At 30.5% G+C, this 16,682-nt stretch carries 16 protein-coding genes; 8 read left to right on the forward strand and 8 right to left on the reverse strand.

Translation table 11 applies throughout. The annotated features are described in order from the left end of the window. Window positions 1-59: 59 nt before the first annotated feature. From ACMC9J_RS04170 to cfbD, 6 genes are all read right to left on the reverse strand, one after another. A complete protein-coding gene (locus ACMC9J_RS04170) occupies window positions 60-260 on the reverse strand; it encodes a hypothetical protein (protein WP_019268432.1) in 201 nt (66 codons plus the stop codon). Between the two features lie 32 nt (window positions 261-292). Beyond that, window positions 293-1,189, reverse strand: a complete 897-nt coding sequence (locus ACMC9J_RS04175) for a hypothetical protein (protein WP_400223112.1) — start codon at window positions 1,187-1,189, stop codon at window positions 293-295. 504 nt (window positions 1,190-1,693) lie between these two features. After that, entirely contained in the window at window positions 1,694-2,125 is a 432-nt protein-coding gene (locus ACMC9J_RS04180; RefSeq protein WP_019265046.1) for a hypothetical protein, read from the reverse strand. Window positions 2,126-2,176: 51 nt separating this feature from the next. Next, entirely contained in the window at window positions 2,177-3,541 is a 1,365-nt protein-coding gene (locus tag ACMC9J_RS04185) for an AIR synthase-related protein (protein WP_019265047.1), read from the reverse strand. Between the two features lie 15 nt (window positions 3,542-3,556). Beyond that, window positions 3,557-4,153 carry an imidazole glycerol phosphate synthase subunit HisH gene (hisH, locus tag ACMC9J_RS04190; protein ID WP_019265048.1) on the reverse strand — a complete coding sequence of 199 codons (597 nt, stop codon included), beginning with the start codon at window positions 4,151-4,153 and terminating at the stop codon, window positions 3,557-3,559. 4 nt (window positions 4,154-4,157) lie between these two features. Next, window positions 4,158-5,225, reverse strand: a complete 1,068-nt coding sequence (gene cfbD, locus ACMC9J_RS04195) for a Ni-sirohydrochlorin a,c-diamide reductive cyclase catalytic subunit (protein WP_427003591.1) — start codon at window positions 5,223-5,225, stop codon at window positions 4,158-4,160. A gap of 130 nt (window positions 5,226-5,355) precedes the next feature. On the opposite strand from cfbD, the gene ACMC9J_RS04200 reads away from it, so the two are divergent. The 3 genes from ACMC9J_RS04200 to ACMC9J_RS04210 all read left to right on the forward strand — a co-directional run bounded on the left by ACMC9J_RS04200 (window position 5,356) and on the right by ACMC9J_RS04210 (window position 7,053). Further along, window positions 5,356-6,342, forward strand: coding sequence for a hypothetical protein (locus ACMC9J_RS04200; RefSeq protein WP_427003592.1), 987 nt, complete (start codon window positions 5,356-5,358; stop codon window positions 6,340-6,342). Window positions 6,343-6,394: 52 nt separating this feature from the next. Further along, a complete protein-coding gene (locus ACMC9J_RS04205) occupies window positions 6,395-6,793 on the forward strand; it encodes a C-GCAxxG-C-C family protein (protein ID WP_094516125.1) in 399 nt (132 codons plus the stop codon). An 83-nt stretch (window positions 6,794-6,876) separates the two neighbouring features. Beyond that, complete coding sequence (locus ACMC9J_RS04210; protein WP_019266787.1) at window positions 6,877-7,053, forward strand: hypothetical protein; 177 nt, start codon at window positions 6,877-6,879, stop codon at window positions 7,051-7,053. Between the two features lie 8 nt (window positions 7,054-7,061). On the opposite strand, the gene ACMC9J_RS04215 is transcribed toward ACMC9J_RS04210, so the two are convergent. Beyond that, entirely contained in the window at window positions 7,062-8,252 is a 1,191-nt protein-coding gene (locus ACMC9J_RS04215) for a redox-regulated ATPase YchF (RefSeq protein WP_019265053.1), read from the reverse strand. Window positions 8,253-8,337: 85 nt separating this feature from the next. On the opposite strand from ACMC9J_RS04215, the gene ACMC9J_RS04220 reads away from it, so the two are divergent. The 5 genes from ACMC9J_RS04220 (at window position 8,338) to ACMC9J_RS04240 (ending at window position 15,539) form a co-directional block, all read left to right on the forward strand. Beyond that, window positions 8,338-9,225, forward strand: a complete 888-nt coding sequence (locus ACMC9J_RS04220) for a metallophosphoesterase (RefSeq protein ID WP_019266788.1) — start codon at window positions 8,338-8,340, stop codon at window positions 9,223-9,225. Window positions 9,226-9,231: 6 nt separating this feature from the next. Then, window positions 9,232-11,373 (forward strand): phage holin family protein, encoded by a 2,142-nt coding sequence (locus ACMC9J_RS04225; RefSeq protein ID WP_427003593.1) that lies wholly within the window; start codon window positions 9,232-9,234, stop codon window positions 11,371-11,373. Between the two features lies 1 nt (window position 11,374). Then, window positions 11,375-12,013 (forward strand): cobalt-precorrin-7 (C(5))-methyltransferase, encoded by a 639-nt coding sequence (locus ACMC9J_RS04230; protein WP_019265056.1) that lies wholly within the window; start codon window positions 11,375-11,377, stop codon window positions 12,011-12,013. Between the two features lie 128 nt (window positions 12,014-12,141). Continuing rightward, entirely contained in the window at window positions 12,142-15,309 is a 3,168-nt protein-coding gene (locus ACMC9J_RS04235) for an adhesin (RefSeq protein WP_427003594.1), read from the forward strand. 11 nt (window positions 15,310-15,320) lie between these two features. Continuing rightward, on the forward strand, window positions 15,321-15,539 hold the full coding sequence (locus tag ACMC9J_RS04240; protein ID WP_427003595.1) for a hypothetical protein: 219 nt from the start codon (window positions 15,321-15,323) through the stop codon (window positions 15,537-15,539). A gap of 45 nt (window positions 15,540-15,584) precedes the next feature. On the opposite strand, the gene ACMC9J_RS04245 is transcribed toward ACMC9J_RS04240, so the two are convergent. Continuing rightward, on the reverse strand, window positions 15,585-16,607 hold the full coding sequence (locus ACMC9J_RS04245; RefSeq protein WP_427003596.1) for an ArsA family ATPase: 1,023 nt from the start codon (window positions 16,605-16,607) through the stop codon (window positions 15,585-15,587). Between the last annotated feature and the right edge of the window lie 75 nt (window positions 16,608-16,682).

Consider the following 16,682-nt stretch of genomic DNA (forward strand, 5'->3'; position numbering starts at 1 on the left):
CCTGATTTATAGATATGTTTTATTTTTAGCAATAATTTCTCTTTTAGCTATTTAAATCATCAATCTTGTTTCTCACAATAATTCAATAGTTCCAATCTTCCCACAGACACACCAGTTACTTGCGAAATTAACTCCAGAGGCAAACTCTCCTTCAATAAATTCTCAGCTATCTCATGCCTAGCCTTCACAATTCCTCTCTTCTCACCCTTTTGTTCACCTGCTTCATATTTTGACTGACCGAACTCTTCCATCAAACTCATATTACATCACTTTAGATAAATTATCTACATCATTATTTTCCATTATTACTAAACCGCTCCAATCTTTCTACAGACACATCAGTTACTTGCGAAATTAACTCCAGAGGCAAACCCTCCTTCAATAAATTCACAGCTATCTCCTGCCTCGTCTTCACAATTCCTCTCTTCTCACCTTTTTGTTCACCTTTTTGTTCGCCTGCTTCATATTTTGACTGACCGAACTCTTCCATTAATCTCATGTTATCACTTAATATGTTGCTTAATTTTTGTCGTGTTTCTTCATCTTCGATGAATTTGTCAACTAATATCCAAGTTAAAGTAAATACAAATTTTGAATTCTCTTTAATGGATTTTTTTAGCTTACTTAGTGTTTGCACTGTTTTTTCCAAATGTTGAGCTATTGTGCCATCAAGTGTCATTAATGGTGATAATGCAAGGTTTATTAATTCGTTCTGGTTTATTTTTTGGTTGTTTTTTATTTTAATTTCAATATTATTTATAATTTCGCCTGCATTGTAATCTTTTAAAGATATTACCAATATTTTAAAACTAGATACTGGATTTACTTTATAATCAATTACTTTAGTGTCTTCTACAGTACTAAATACTATAATATATATTGGTTTGTCTCCAAACCTAGCTCTATCTTTAATTGCAGTATAAATATTAAATCGCCGTTTATCATCCAAATAGATATGTGTCGATTGAAATTCAAACATTAAAATCACATGATCCAATTCCATAATTAAATCTGCACGATAAGCCTTTAAATCTATTTCCATCAACTCAGTAGGATTAAAATTAACCATTTGAGTTGATAATTGTTTTGGATTAATATCAAGCATCCTCAAAGGAATCATATTAATTAAACTAAAAGCATCACTTATTCCAAGCCCTTTAAAAAACTTATCGAAATGCTGAGCTGCCATAATTTTCACCTAAATAAAATCTAATTTGTAATAAGTAATATGACTTAAAACTTATTTAAAATTTTCTATTTACAAATACAACAATTATTAAAAAGTATTATAAAAAAACAAAAGCACATAAACAATTTAAAGTGAAAACAATATTTTTTAAATAAAATGAGAAAAATAATTTAAAACCCATCAATCAGGTCTTAAAAAGTTATAAATCCCATTTTATTCCAAATGAAACCAATACATGCAAAATTTCATTTGTGATTTAACAAATCAAAAAGGAGATAATTTGTTTTGATTATTTAATATCAAATACTAGGATAAATTAAATTATCTAGAAAAAACTATTCTCCGACTTAAAACACTTTAAAAATGTTTTTACTTTCTCAAATATTATTTAAGAAAGGGAACAAAGAAAAAATAAAAAAACTTTATTCCAAGATATACTATATCACAAGGAGTATATAAAGTATTCCTAAGTTTAGAAAGCAATCTTTCAAAATCAAATCAATATTACCAAATATATAATGTATATGAATAATCTCCATAACTACGACTAGCTACACTAACATCTTCACCTACCGCTCCAGAGCTAGCCAATACCTTTCCTCCCAAAACATTGTTTTCCTTAAACTGATAATTCTTAAGACTTAATTTCTCAAATTTCTCACGACATAACTTAGAAACTTCCCTTACAGAGTGTTTTGAATTATGATTTTCATCTAAAATATTGGAAATATCTTCTATGAAAACTCTGTCTGTAGAATTGATTTTAGCACTTAATAACTCCATTGTGTCTTGAGCCGATTTAAAGTCATGTGAAGTGCTAGAATAATTAGGATTAGAAGTAGAAACAATTGAATTAACCATCAAAATAGCTATAAGTAAAATTACAATAGCTAAAAATGCATCAATAATGTAAAAATATCCTTTTTCATCTTTCATGATTAAGGATTATAATAAAAAATAGATAAAATTTAAAGAAGTGTGAAAAAGTTAATTTTCACGGATGTGTTTTACCACTTTTTCTTTTTTAAGTATGGATTCGTCACATGCCTTTTGAACTTTTTCCTTCATGATTTCAAAGTCTTCAGGTGTTGTATCTCCAACGAACTTTTTAACTTTAGTATAAGCAGCTTCCCTAAATAATGGAACCAGTTTTTCAACATTTCCATCTTCTTTAATTAAGTTTGGTTCACCAGAATTATCAACCTTACCAATTTCACGAATAGGAACATCATATTTAGCTACTGCTTTTTTAATATCTCCAACAATTTCAGGAGGTGCAATCAACATTAATGAATCAGTTGAAACACCTAACGGATCTATATTTAATGTTTCAAGCATGTTTAATACTTTTGGAGCTACGCAGTCACGAATTTCTTTTTCATAGAACTCTAAACCTACTCCTGTTGTATTGGATATTTCATGTGCATCTCCACGTAATCCCCCATTTGTTACGTCAGTCATTGCATGGATATCTTTAATTAAATCAGCTTCAAAAAGTGCATGAGATGCCTGGACAAAGTTTACATTTAATGTATCCCATATTACATCAAAAAAGCCATTATATAATGCAGTTGTTGTAATAGTTCCTCCACCAGAACCTTCTGTAAGTAAAATCACATCACCTTCAGTTGCTCCTTTTCTTGCAGTTGGAGGATAATCTGATACCCCGACACTTCCTACAGCAGAAACAAATCTATCGCCTAAAACCATGTCTCCACCTACACGTAATGTACTTCCTGCCACTATTGGAACATCAACAAGTTCAGATACTGCTGCTACACCTGCAGTAAAATCAAATATCTTACCAACATCCCCATCATCTGCCAGATGAACATCACTTAAAATAGCTACAGGATCTGCTCCCATTACACAAACATCTCTTAAAGTAGCTCTTGTAACATGGAATCCTCCTAAAAACGGATAGTCACTTAAACGAGAATGTATTCCATCAACTGCAGTTGTTACATAAACTTCATCATTTTTAACTGGTGCTTTAACTACTCCCCCATCATCCTGTTCAGAAGGGTTTACCAATGAAGCTGTATCTGTACTGGAAACTATTTCTGCAATTTTTCTGTGAACAAAGAAATCTCCAGCTCCGCGAGAACCTACACCCATTTTTCCCATAGCCACATCTGCTTTTGGAATATCTACAATTTCTTTTAAAAAATCATCATCAAGAGAATTTAATTCCAAAGTAGTTTTTACTTCATCAATAACAGCTTCAGCCATTTTACATGAGTTTTCTTCAGACAAATCTTTGTATTCTCTAATTCTACTTGCTAAAAGAGCAGTTAAATCTTCATATGCATAATCATCAATTCTTTTTCTTACAAAACCTTCAATATCCATAAATACAATCTCCAATCATAATTCTAAATTAACAAAATTCTTTAATATCTTTAAACCTGCAACTCCACTTTTTTCCGGGTGAAACTGTGTTGAAAATAAATTATTTCTGCTTAATGCTGCAACAACATCAATTCCATAATTACAAGTGCCTGCAATTATTTCATCATTATCCGGAACAACATGAAAAGAATGAACAAAATAAAAGTACTCTTTATCAACACCTTCCAAAATTGGGCATTCTTTAACAACATTTAATTTGTTCCAGCCCATATGAGGTATTTTAAGCCCTTCTGGAAGATATTGTGCCTGACCTTCAAATAATTTTAAACCCTCAACATTCGGACTTTCTTCACTTGAGTCCATAAGAACCTGCTGACCTAAACAAATTCCCAAAAATGCCTTATCACTGTCTACATGTTCATGAATTACTTTTTTAAATTCTTCAAGATTTTCCATTGCACTGCCAAAAGCTCCAACTCCCGGAAGAACCAGATAATCACTGTCAGCTATTTTCTCAATGCTGCTGGTAATTTCAACATCACATCCAATTTTTTTAAAGCCGTTGGAAATGCTTTTTAAATTTCCGCTTTTATAATCAATAATCGTTATCATAATTCTACTTCCAGTCAATAGCTGACCTAATCATTCCTCCAAAGTCAGAAAAAACAATTTTATCAGTTCCTAAAGTTTTTGAGTGAGCATCAAGTTCTGCAACTACATTATCATAACCTAAATCTCTTAATGGTTCAACTAAACGAGGCCCATCAGTTACAGCTATTGATTCACATTCAATTTCTTCAACAGGAAATGCATGAGGAACACCGCATACAACATACAAATCAACAGGGTTTTTCTTTAAGTAGTCTGCAGCAGCTTTTCCAGTTACCGGATACTCATCTAATCCACCAGTAATATAATCAATATCTGCTTTTAACTCCTGTTTAATATTAACTGCATGATTTCTAATTCTTGAAAGGCCGATATTTTCATCTAAATTAGCTATAATTATTGGTTTATTTTCCGGATTAACTTCACGATAATCAAAGTTTAAAATATCTGCAAATAAATAGGAAGTTTCTTTTTTAGCATTTAATACAAATGCGACTTTTTTACCATCACTTAATGCTTTTATGATTTTTTTAGCCACCTCTTCCTTATTATCTCCAAAATTAGGTTGAATGTATTTTCCCTGAGCCATTCCTCTGGTTTTTTCTATTTCAGTGGCTTTTTTAAGCATTTCAATTTGACGGTCCGCCTCTTCACGCGGAATTATCCCGTACTCGACAGCAGAATCTAAAACCATAATTGCTCCTTCGGTATTATCTCCTTCACCAAATCCTCCGTGAGATTCAACAGGAATAACTGTACAATCTAAATCAGCATTAGCAATTGCTTCTTTTAAGTCTTCACCAATAATCATACTGGCACATGTACCTACAACACCTATAAACTCCGGTTTAAACATATCATAAGCTTCTTTTAATGTATTCTCTAGTTTTTCACTAGCTCCTAAAATAAAGTCATTTTCGGCCATTGCTGTAGTTAAAACACGTACACCATCACTTTCTAAAAGTCTGCCAGTTCTAAAACAACAACCATGAGGTCCATGCATTATAATAACATCAACATTCATGTCTCTTAAAGTATAAAGAGATGCAGCTATGGGACTTGGTCTTGGATGCATTTTTTCACCTATTCACTAAATTTTTTATATATAATATTAAATTTTCTTAATTTATAAAATTAAGTTTTAATAGTATAAAGAATATATATCTAATGTATATAAAATATGTTAAATAAATTAAGGAGATAAAATGAATAAAAATATAGCGATTATTCTTTCAATAGCCGCCATACTTATTACATTAACCTGTGTTGGGGCAACTGTAATTAATAGTGATGGCGATATGAAGCAAAATACATTTGATGGAATAAAAATAAATGTTCCTCACGATGCTAAATTTATACAAATACCTGACGGATTTAAAGAAAATACATATGGAATAACAATCCACACCTTTAAAGATAACCAATCAATGGTTAATTTCTTAAATAGTTTACAAAATGCAAAAATCGTGTCTTTACCGGATCAACCACCACAATCTGTTGCATTTACTCAAGGTGATACTACAAACATCTTAGTAACTAATGGAAAAGAAGGAATCTGTGTTGGTGCTCCTGATCAAAATTTAGTGCTTAAAATGGCAAACAGTGTAATTTTCAGTAATGGACATCCATCTGAAAGAAACCACGGAGTTATGGGAGTAGGTCAAAAACATCTTGATAAAGATAAAGATTTCAACCTTATGGCAGGGCTTATAATATTAGTAGACAATTCTGAATTCAATGTTAATTTATACAATACAGCAATAGCTTCCTCCATAAGTGAAACCAATACACTTATAGATAACAATTTTAACTTCGATGAAGAAGAAAATATAAATATCGAAAATAATACGAATATAACTTCAGATACACCATCAGAGGACATAGCTAAAGACAGCCCAGACAATCTCACACAATCAGAATGTGAACAAATGGTAAATGATTATTTACAAGACACTGATTGTTCTATAAGCAGTGTAGAAGAAAATGACGGAATATACACTTTTCACATAGAAACTCAAGACGGACAAAGTGCAGGAGTAATAACTGTTGATTCACAAACTGGTGATATGAATACAACCGGATTTGAAATTCCTGAAGACCTTAATGAAGATTATATGTCTCCAGAATCAGATATGGATGATTTTAATCCAGAAGAATATGATATGGAAAACTTTTATTTCGAAGACTATTAATGTAATGTAGGGAAAACACTTTTCCTGATTTTTATTTTTTATAGATGATATCATGGACTTAGATTCAGAATTAGTAGAAGAAAAAATTAGACAATATCGTGTTTTTAAAAGTTGTTCCCAATCAACCCTCATGGGGCTTTGTGAAGTAGTTAATCATCCAATGAGTCAAGCCAGATTATGCGCATTAGCTAGTGGATTTTCAGGTGGAATTGGAGGTACTTTTGATGAAGGAACCTGTGGTGCTTTAACTGGAGCATTAATAGCATTGGGATTTTTAGAAGATGACGAAATTAAAATAAAAATGGATGCTAAAAAATTATATGATGCTTTTAAAAAAGAATATGGTTCAGTTCAATGCGGTATAATTTCAAAAAATGGAGAAGACAAATCCCCATGTGTTGACTGCTGTGTTTATGCAGCTAACGAAGCAATAAAATTATTAAAAGAATAAAATCTTATTTTTACTTTTTTTATAAATACTTTTCAAATCCTCTTAGAAAAAGAAAATACTATTTATTAAACTAAACTAAGACTATGAAAAGCACAGAGTTTAATGAAAAAGTTCTTGATGTTTATGGTCAATTGCCTCTTGATTGGCTTACACCTGAAGACATATGGTGGAATACTTTAAGAAAAATTTTAAATGAATTAGATGAACCAGAAAGTGTTAAAAAAGAGATTTATGCTCAAATTCAAAAAGATATTACATGAAGAGGCAATTAACCTCTTGTAACAATACTTATAACATCTTTATCTTGCAATTCATAATCAGCAGCAATTCTCATGTTTTTACGTGCATCTACTGCATGCATAAAGTTATCCCCAATATCTGAATGAACAAGATAAGCTAATTCTTTAGGAACCGCACCTTTAGGCACTAAAATTCCATCAGGCAAAACATTTCCTTTTTGATCTGTGTATTTATGTTCATCCTGAACTGGATAAACCACAATCATATTAAGTAAACCAAATATAGCTTCATTTAATGCTGTTTGAATACCTGTTCCACCATATTTTTCTAAAATATTAGTTCTAATATATTCTAAAGCTTTAAGCTGATTATCTGACAATTTATCTTTTTCTAAAATTTCAAAGTCAGAATCTCCCGGAGTATATCTAATTAAACCAGATTCAGCTGCTTTAACTAAAGCTATTTCAGATTCTGCAGATGCAGGTATAACATAAGGATATTTTTCCTGCATTCTTTTAATGTTTTCCTCAGCAGTTGGTAAATCAGCTTTATTAGCTACAATAAGCATTGGTTTGGCTATATGCAATATATTACGGATAAGTTCCATGAAATCTTCTTTTTCCCATTTGGTATAATCAGGATTAACTTTTCTTTTAGCTTCAATAATATCTTCCAAAGTTATTCCAGTACCTGACAATTGGTCAAAAATTACTTTAGCTATGTCTAATTTTTCAGCTTCAATTTTACGTACAAGTCTAACCCAATTTCTGTTAAGAATTCCATACATCCACATTACAATTTCATCTTCCAGAAATTCAATATCATCTAAAGGATCATGAGAACCGGCTTCTACGCTTTGTCCTTCAGCATCAGTAGAACCGGAAGCATCAATAACATGTATTAAAACTTTAGCTTGCATCAAATCATCTAAAAATTGATTACCTAAACCCTTACCTTCATGAGCTCCAGGAACAAGACCTGCAACATCTATTAATTCAACAGGCAACAATCTTTTTCCATCAATACAAATGGAATTTCTAGGATTACAAGTAACATTCAATTCTTTACAAGGACATTCACTAATAACATGAGCAACTGCTTTATTAGCATCAATAGTAGTAAATGGATAATTAGCCATTTCTACACTTGAAGAAGTTGCAGAGTTAAAGAATGAAGATTTTCCAACATTTGGTTTTCCAGTAACTGCAATTTGAAGCATAATATCACAATAAAAATAAATAATTAATTATATATTTAAGATTTAAATTATATAAATCTAATACAAAAAACATAAGTGAAAAAACATGGATGGCAATAAACCTTCTGCTCTAAAAGTTCGTCAAGGATTACAGGAATTCATGACACAATCAAGAGAAATGAGCTTTGGAACAGAATTTAACAAAGAATTCTTTGATGTTGTTAATGTTGATATTGAATTAAACAACTTAGACCTTGCATTTAACAATTATAAAATTATTAATTTAACAGACATACATATTGGCCAATGGTTAAATCCCGAGTATTTAGAGGGAGTTGTTGAGTATGTAAATACCTTAAAACCAGATATGATAACATTGACCGGAGATTATGTTTCATATATTTTAGAAGGCTATGAAGAGGATTTGAAAAAATCTTTTAAAAAATTAAAAGCAAAAGACGGGAAATTAGCTGTTTTAGGCAATCATGACCATTGGCTTGGAGCCAGTGAAATAAGAAACATCTTAAAAAAAGCCGATGTTAAAGATTTAAGCAATGATGTATACACACTTAAAAAATCTGAAAAAAACGACAATCACGAAAAACTGCTCAATATTGCAGGAGTGGACAGTTATACTGTCGGTGCTGATAATCTGGATAGTGTTTTAAAGAAATTACCTAACCAAGGAGCAGCTATTTTACTTGCTCATGAACCAGACTTTGCTAAAATATCTTCTGAAAGCGGAAGATTCGGACTTCAAATATCCGGACACTCACATGGCGGACAGTTTATTATTCCTGGAACCAATATAGCTCCATTTAGAGGTCCTAAATCAACCAGATATCCTGTTGGAAAATATAAAGTTAAAAATATGATTCAATATACGAGCAGAGGTCTTGGAACAAATACATTTTGGATGAGAATAAACTGCAAACCTGAAATAACATTATTCCATTTAAAAAGTAATGAAAAACAAAAAATAGAAATTATCTAGATTCCTATGGAAAATACAAACCAGTCAAATGTTAATAAAGCTAAAATAATTCTAACTTCAATTACAATTGGAATAGTTAATATATTAATAGTTTTAGCTATGCCTATGCTTAGTGATGATTTTGTTTTGGGCCGTTGGACAAATGCAATAATTATAATCTTTTTATTAACAATTGCAAACACAATATTATGGCCTATTTTTACCAGAATACTGATGAGGTTTTTTATTATAACATTTGGAATAGGTGCACTTCTTCTAAATGGACTTATGTTTTATGGAGTTGCATATTATCTCCCAGAAGTTAATATAGGAATAGGCGGAGCTTTAATCGCAACATTATTCATAAACATAGCTACAACACTTATATTTAATATAGCTAATATTGACTTTTACAATAGACATATCATCAAAAAACTTTCTAAAAAAGTTAATACTGACAAAAAAGCTGCTAGAAAATATTCCGGAGTAATAATGATTGAAATTGACGGATTAGCTAAAGAAATTTTAGATGAAGCTATTGGCAAAGGATATATGCCTACACTTAAAAGATGGATTGAAAATAAAACACATACTCTAAAAGAATGGGAAACTGACTTATCAAGTCAGACAGGAGCAAGTCAAGCGGGAATTTTACATGGAAATAATAAAGACATTATAGCTTACAGATGGGTTGAAAAAGAAAATAATAATAAAATCATAGTTTCATCTAATTTCTCCCACGCTCCATTAATTGAAAATAAAATATCTGATGGAAATGGATTATTAAGTGATAATGGAGCCAGTAGAGCAAATATGTTCAGCGGAGATAGTGATGATTTCATATTTACATCATCCAAAATCATAGAACTGGATAAACTATTTAATAAAACATGGTACTCTGTATTTACCACCTCAAATAGCTTTCAGCGAATATTTGTATTATTTTTATGGGACATTCTTAAGGAATTAAAATCCCAGATAGTTCACAAAATCAAGAACATACGTCCCAGAATGAAAAGAGGGATAATATATGCAACATTAAGAGCCGGAGGAAATGTATTTTTAAGAGAAGTTGTAACAGAAACTTTGGCTGGAGATATTCTTAATGGAGAAATAAATTCAGCTTATGCAACTTATGTAGGTTATGATGAAGTAGCCCACCATTCCGGAATACGTGATAATGATGTTTGGAGTGTTTTAAAAGAGATTGATTTAGAGATTAACCGTTTGGAAAATGCTGAAAGTATTTCTAAAAGACATTATGATTTTGTAATTCTTTCAGACCACGGACAGGGAAACGGAGCTACATTTAAACAAAGATACGGAATAACTCTAGGAAACTTTGTAAGGAGATTTTTACCTGAAGATATGAAATCCTTAAAAATAGATGAAGAATTAGACCACTTTAAAAATTCATATATTCCCAGAAATGAATCAATTGAAAATATAAAAGAAAAAATGGATACTATAAAAAATTATGACATATTTAATGAATATGAATCATTACAAAACTTTAAAGAAAAAAGTATGGATCTTTTAAAAATCGATGAATTATGCAAAACAGAAGAAATTCAAAAACTTAGAAAAAAATATAACGACAGCCTGGATTATATTAGAGGATATGAAGCTTCACAACACACTACTAAAAAAGCATCCGACTCTGAATTGATTGTTTTAGGATCTGGAAACTTAGGTCTGATTTACTTAACACAATGGAAAAATAGATTAACTTATGAGGAAATAATATCATTATTCCCCGATTTAATTCCAGGACTTGTGAAACATCCCGGAATCGGATTTATACTTGTTAATTCAATAGCTAACGGAGGAATGGTTATTGGAGAAAATGGTATTTATTATTTGGAAAGTGATGAAATAACCGGAGAAAATCCACTAGCTAATTTCGGGAAAAATGCTTCGAAACATCTTAAAAGACATAATACCTTTAAAAATATGCCAGATATTCTTGTAAATAGTTTTTATGACCCTGAAAGTGGAGATATCTGTGCATTTGAAGAACTGATAGGCAGCCATGGCGGACTTGGTGGAACTCAAACCAAACCCTTTATATTATACCCTTCTGATTGGGATTGTCCTGAAGAGCTTGTTGGAGCCAAATCAATATATGACTTCTTAAAAAATGGAATGGAAAAACTGAAAGAGGAATAAAATGGAAAATAAAATTTATATAATTGGAATCGGTCCAGGATCAAGTGAATATTTAACTAAAAAAGCTATAGACACCGTAAAAAGTAGCGATTACACTGTTGGAAGTACAAGAGCAATAGATTTATTTGATGATGTCAACAATAAACTTGCATTTAATGTGAAAGATTTACTAGATAAACTTGAAAAAGGAGTGGATTTGGCTATTGAAGGTAATACTGTATCAATATTATCCACTGGAGATCCGGGATTTTCAGGTGTTTTAAATACTGTTTTAAGAATAGCCAATGATAAAAATTTCCCGAAAGAAAAAATAGAAGTAATTCCAGGAATCAGCTCTCTTCAGTTAGCTGCTGCCCGTAACCACATTCAGTGGGATAATGCAAATGTTATGACTTTTCATGGCAGAGAAAACATTGAAGACATTTTAAAAGTTATAAACAACGGTAAAACAACAATAGCGCTTCCTTCTAAAAAAGTTAGAGACATGGCACAATTTCTATTAGATAACGGAGTAAATGAAAACCGCCAGGTAGTTGTCTGTGAACGTTTAAGTTACGATGATGAAAAAATTGTTCAATCTACATTAAAAGATATTGCAAGTAGTGAATTTACTTACATGTGTATTATGATAATCTATTAGGAATATTTACCTTTAAAATTCATTTTAAAAAGCATTTATCATTTGATTTTAAAATTAAAACTTTTATAATTAGTTAATCATAGTTTAAGTGTTAATTTTTTAAAAAAAGTTAACAGCTGGTAGATACTATGATTAGAAAAATAAACCTGATAAGTTTCATTTTCCTATTTATTTTTTTGATAGGCACTGTTTCTGCCACAACAATTGAAAATGAAACTCAAACAATAAATAGCAAATTAGAAAACACTAATGAACACCAATTTCAAGGAACAAATAATATAGAACCTCAAAATGAAATACTTTCCACACCAAAGGCTAAAACATTAACTGTAATTAATTCACCACCAGTTGAAATGCATTATAAAGATGGGAGTAAACTTATAGCAACATTAACTGACAATAATAACGATATGCACCACCCAATAAGTAATGCTAAAGTTATAATTAATATTAATGGAGCTAATTATACCAAAATTACCAATTCAAATGGTCAGGTTATGTTATCCCTAAATTTAGAATCCGGAGAGTATATGGCAAAAGTGATATTTGAAGGTTGTGATTTTTATCACCCATCAACTTCAACTTCCAAAATAACAATTAAACCTACAATAAATGGTGACGACATTGTTAAATACCATAAAAATGATACACAGTACTATGTTGGATTTACTGACAATAAAGGAACACCACTAACCAACACTGAAATAACATTTAACATAAATGGAGTATTTTATAAAAAAACTACAAATACTGAAGGAATAGCTAAATTAAACATAAATTTAGATCCGGGAAAATATATTATAACTTCATATAATCCAAAAACTAATGAACAACGCTCCAATAAAGTAACAGTATTGGCAACAATTAGCTGTAACTACGATTTAGCTAAATACTACAAAAATAAAAAAGCATACTCTGTTTACTTACATAATTTAGACGGCAGCTATGCCAGATATTCAAATGTGACTTTTAATATAAACGGAGTATTCTATACTAAAACCTCAGATAATACAGGTTATGCATCATTAAATATTAATTTAAATCCCGGCCATTACATAATAACAGCAATGTACAGGAATTGTTTTGTTTCAAACAGCATACTTGTTAAACCTACAATTCAAACCAGTGATTTAGAAATGAATTTCAAAGATGGAAGTGCTTTTAAAACATTTGTAACAACCAACGAAGGAAAACCTGTAGGATCTGGAGAAAATGTTACATTTAATATAAATGGAGTGTTCTATACTAAAACTACAAATTTAAACAGTATTGCATCTCTAAATATTAACTTAAACCCTGGAAAATACATAATAACCACTTATTATAAGAATGTTCAAATTGGAAATAAAATAATTGTTCACCCTGAAAATTCAACAAAGATATCTAAAAACTTAAACAGAGATTTTACTTATGAAATAGATATTCCCAATTATGTAAATGTAACCCTTCCTAAAGTAGAAGCTGAAAATAATTATACAGTTAAAGCTGGAGAAAAAGGAATTGTAAAATTACCAAAAAAACAAATTTTTGAAGTCAGTAACGGATTAAAAAATTATACACTTTCAAACTATAAAACAGACAATAAAACAAGTGTTTTAATTAATGACAAATATGTTTTCATACCGTTTGATGAAATTAAAATTAAAACAGGTAAAACAACTAGAATTCAAAAAGATAGTGGTCTTTTAATTTATTCCAGTGAAAATTACACACATATTCGTTATTATAATACTGCTGATAGAGACATCAGTCAATTTGGAGTTACAATAGATAAAGAGGGAAAAATGGCTGAGAGAATTAATTACATTGAAAATGGTGAAATAAGAGCAAGTCTCCTATTTAACACTACTGGATTTGACGAATATGGAATCAGATATAATTTAGCACTAGCTAATGGTTTAAATCCCGAAACTGAATTAAATACTAATTATATAAAACTTACAAATAACCAAATAAGTCCAATAAAATTCACCTCAACCAATAAAACCGTGACATTAAATACAGCTAGAGAAAAAATCGTTGGATACATAACTGATGAAAAAATCAGCACCATATTTAAAACTAACAATAATCTAGTTGAAAAAACAGAAAATATAACTTACGGAACTCATCCAAAGTATAATACAAACAATAACTTTGAAATACTTCAGTCATATGCTATTATTAACTCTAAAATTACCCAAACAGATGTAGAAAACTTAGCTTTTGGACTTGATTATTTAACAAGCTATAAATTAAAACATATCCAGGGAATGTTTTTAGCTGGTATGAATTCTGCTTATTTAAGCGATTTGTATGCAGATAAATATGCTAAAAATTTATCTCTTAACTGGCAGAGAACAAAAACAGCAGTTGTTTTAGGCGGAATTGATAATGACAAACTTTATCTTCACATAGCTAATCCAAATATGGGAATGTCTGCAACTGGAAAAAATACAAGTAAAATAACTGAATTTAACTTTATGACCTCATTATTTTTATCAAAAATAGAACAGTATGTAATGAATCCAATTGGAATTATTTATAACAATAACATAACTAGCTCTTTTGATGAAGTGATAAATGCTCTTTTAAAGTCAGAAGTCAGTCTTGTTAATCGCGGAGATTCAATATATGTATTTTGTGAAAATGGAAGCAAATCTGTACTTCTCATAAACACAACAACAGGAATTTGCAAGACTGTTTTGGTTGATGATGGTTTTGCATATAAAGGAGCTACTCAAAAAACAGATAAAGGAGAATGTACAATATGCATAATTCCTAAATTACTTGAAGAAAGTTTAGCTAAACAGTTGAAAAATATCCGGGAAACTATAGATAATGGAATATTCCAGATAAATAAAAATATTGATAATTTCATGAAAAATATCCATCCGGCAACCATAATCGGGTACAATATCGGCGCTTTATCTCTAAAAATTCTTGGAGGAGCTGTTTCAGGAATTTCAACAATTGTATTATTCCCAGCTACCTTTGCTGTAGCATTTCAAGCAGTAGCTAATAAAATCAGAGTCACTTTTGCTGATGAAAAAGACACACATTACTGGTACAGTCATTTTACACCAAGCAGACCAGGTTATTTCCAGGATACCAAATTGTTTTTAATTCCTAAAGGAACCCCTGAAGTAGATTATGTTGAAGTACATATCAACCCAGATAATTCCTTAAACCGCAGCCAAGCGAAATATATAAGCAATGGTAATGTGAGAAAATTAACTAAAGAAGAGACCTACCAGTATTTTGATGAAGAATATTGGGATCCTCTCAACACTCCTAGAAAATTAGGAAAATATTAAATGGTGATGCTATGGGAGATAATTGGAAAAAAATAAAAGAAAACTTTCAAAAGGAACCGACAATATCAAAAGTGCTTTATGTTTTAACATTTATTGTATTAATTTTGATTATTCTGGTAGAACTTTGTGGATTACAGCTCCCAATAGATATTGGAACTCTAAATATGATCTTTTGGGTGTTAATAGCTATATTTCTCTTAGTAGAAATAGTATATAAATTGAAAAAATAAAAAAATTTAAGTTAAAATATTAATTTTAACTTTTTATTTCTTTTTTTAAAGCTGAATAGCTTCCTGTTTAACTTCTGTATTGTCCTGATTTTCGTATAAAATTTTAGCTAAATTCAATAACTTTTCCTGACCTTTAATTTCATCTTTAAATAAAGGAACTTGAGCTATAATTTGTTCTGGGAATTTTTGATCAATTAAAGCTAAACGTTTTTGCTGCAATCTGTGTCTGGAGTGGCAGAAATCACAATCTGTAATATCCGGCATTACCTGATTTACAATTACACTATCTACAGTGATGTTATAATTTTCTAAAGCACCTAATGCTCTTTCAGATTCATAGATAGACATTTCTTCAGGAATTACAACCATTTTAAATGTGGTTCTGTCAGGATCAGATAAAACTTTTTTAGCTTCATCAATTTGCTCTTTAGTTCTTTTTAGCTCTTCAGTAGTTTGAGGATTATCAGCAGCATCCATAAATGGAATGAGATTTTTTAAAGAATTAGCTGCAGAACCTAATTTTGCTTTAATCATCATCATTTTACCTACCCATGAGTCCATTACATCAGGGAATGACAATAATCTTAAGGTATGTCCTGTTGGTGCAGTATCAAATACTACAACATCATATTCATTTGAAGTCATGACAGATAAAAATACTTCAAAAGCAGCAGCTTCATCAGCACCAGGAGAAGAGGATGCAATATCCATTTGGTCAGATAAGAAGTCTAAACCCATTAAACTTTCTGAAGTGGAATTAGCTTTTTGAGCATCAAGAACTGCTTGTTTTTGAGCCATAGCTTCATCAGGATCTATTTCAACTGCAAATAAATTTGTTTTAATTTCTCTAGGATAATGGCCAATCGGCACTTCCAAAGAGTCAGATAAAGAATGTGCAGGATCAGTTGATACAATTAATGTTTTTTTACCTTGTTCTGCAAGCCATAATGCTGTTGCTGAAGAAATTGAAGTTTTTCCAACTCCCCCTTTTCCTCCAATAAACATAAAAGTTGTTTCATCTTTGTTAAATTTAAAATAATCTTTAAATGCCAAGAAAATTACCTCCATATTAAAAATTTAATTTTAGTAACTAAAAGTAATTTTATAATTTTTTCATATATAAAAGTTTACTATCTAATATAT

It is taken from the genome of Methanobrevibacter intestini, from assembly GCF_047402955.1.
In the GTDB taxonomy this organism is placed as follows: Archaea; Methanobacteriota; Methanobacteria; order Methanobacteriales; family Methanobacteriaceae; genus Methanocatella; species Methanocatella intestini.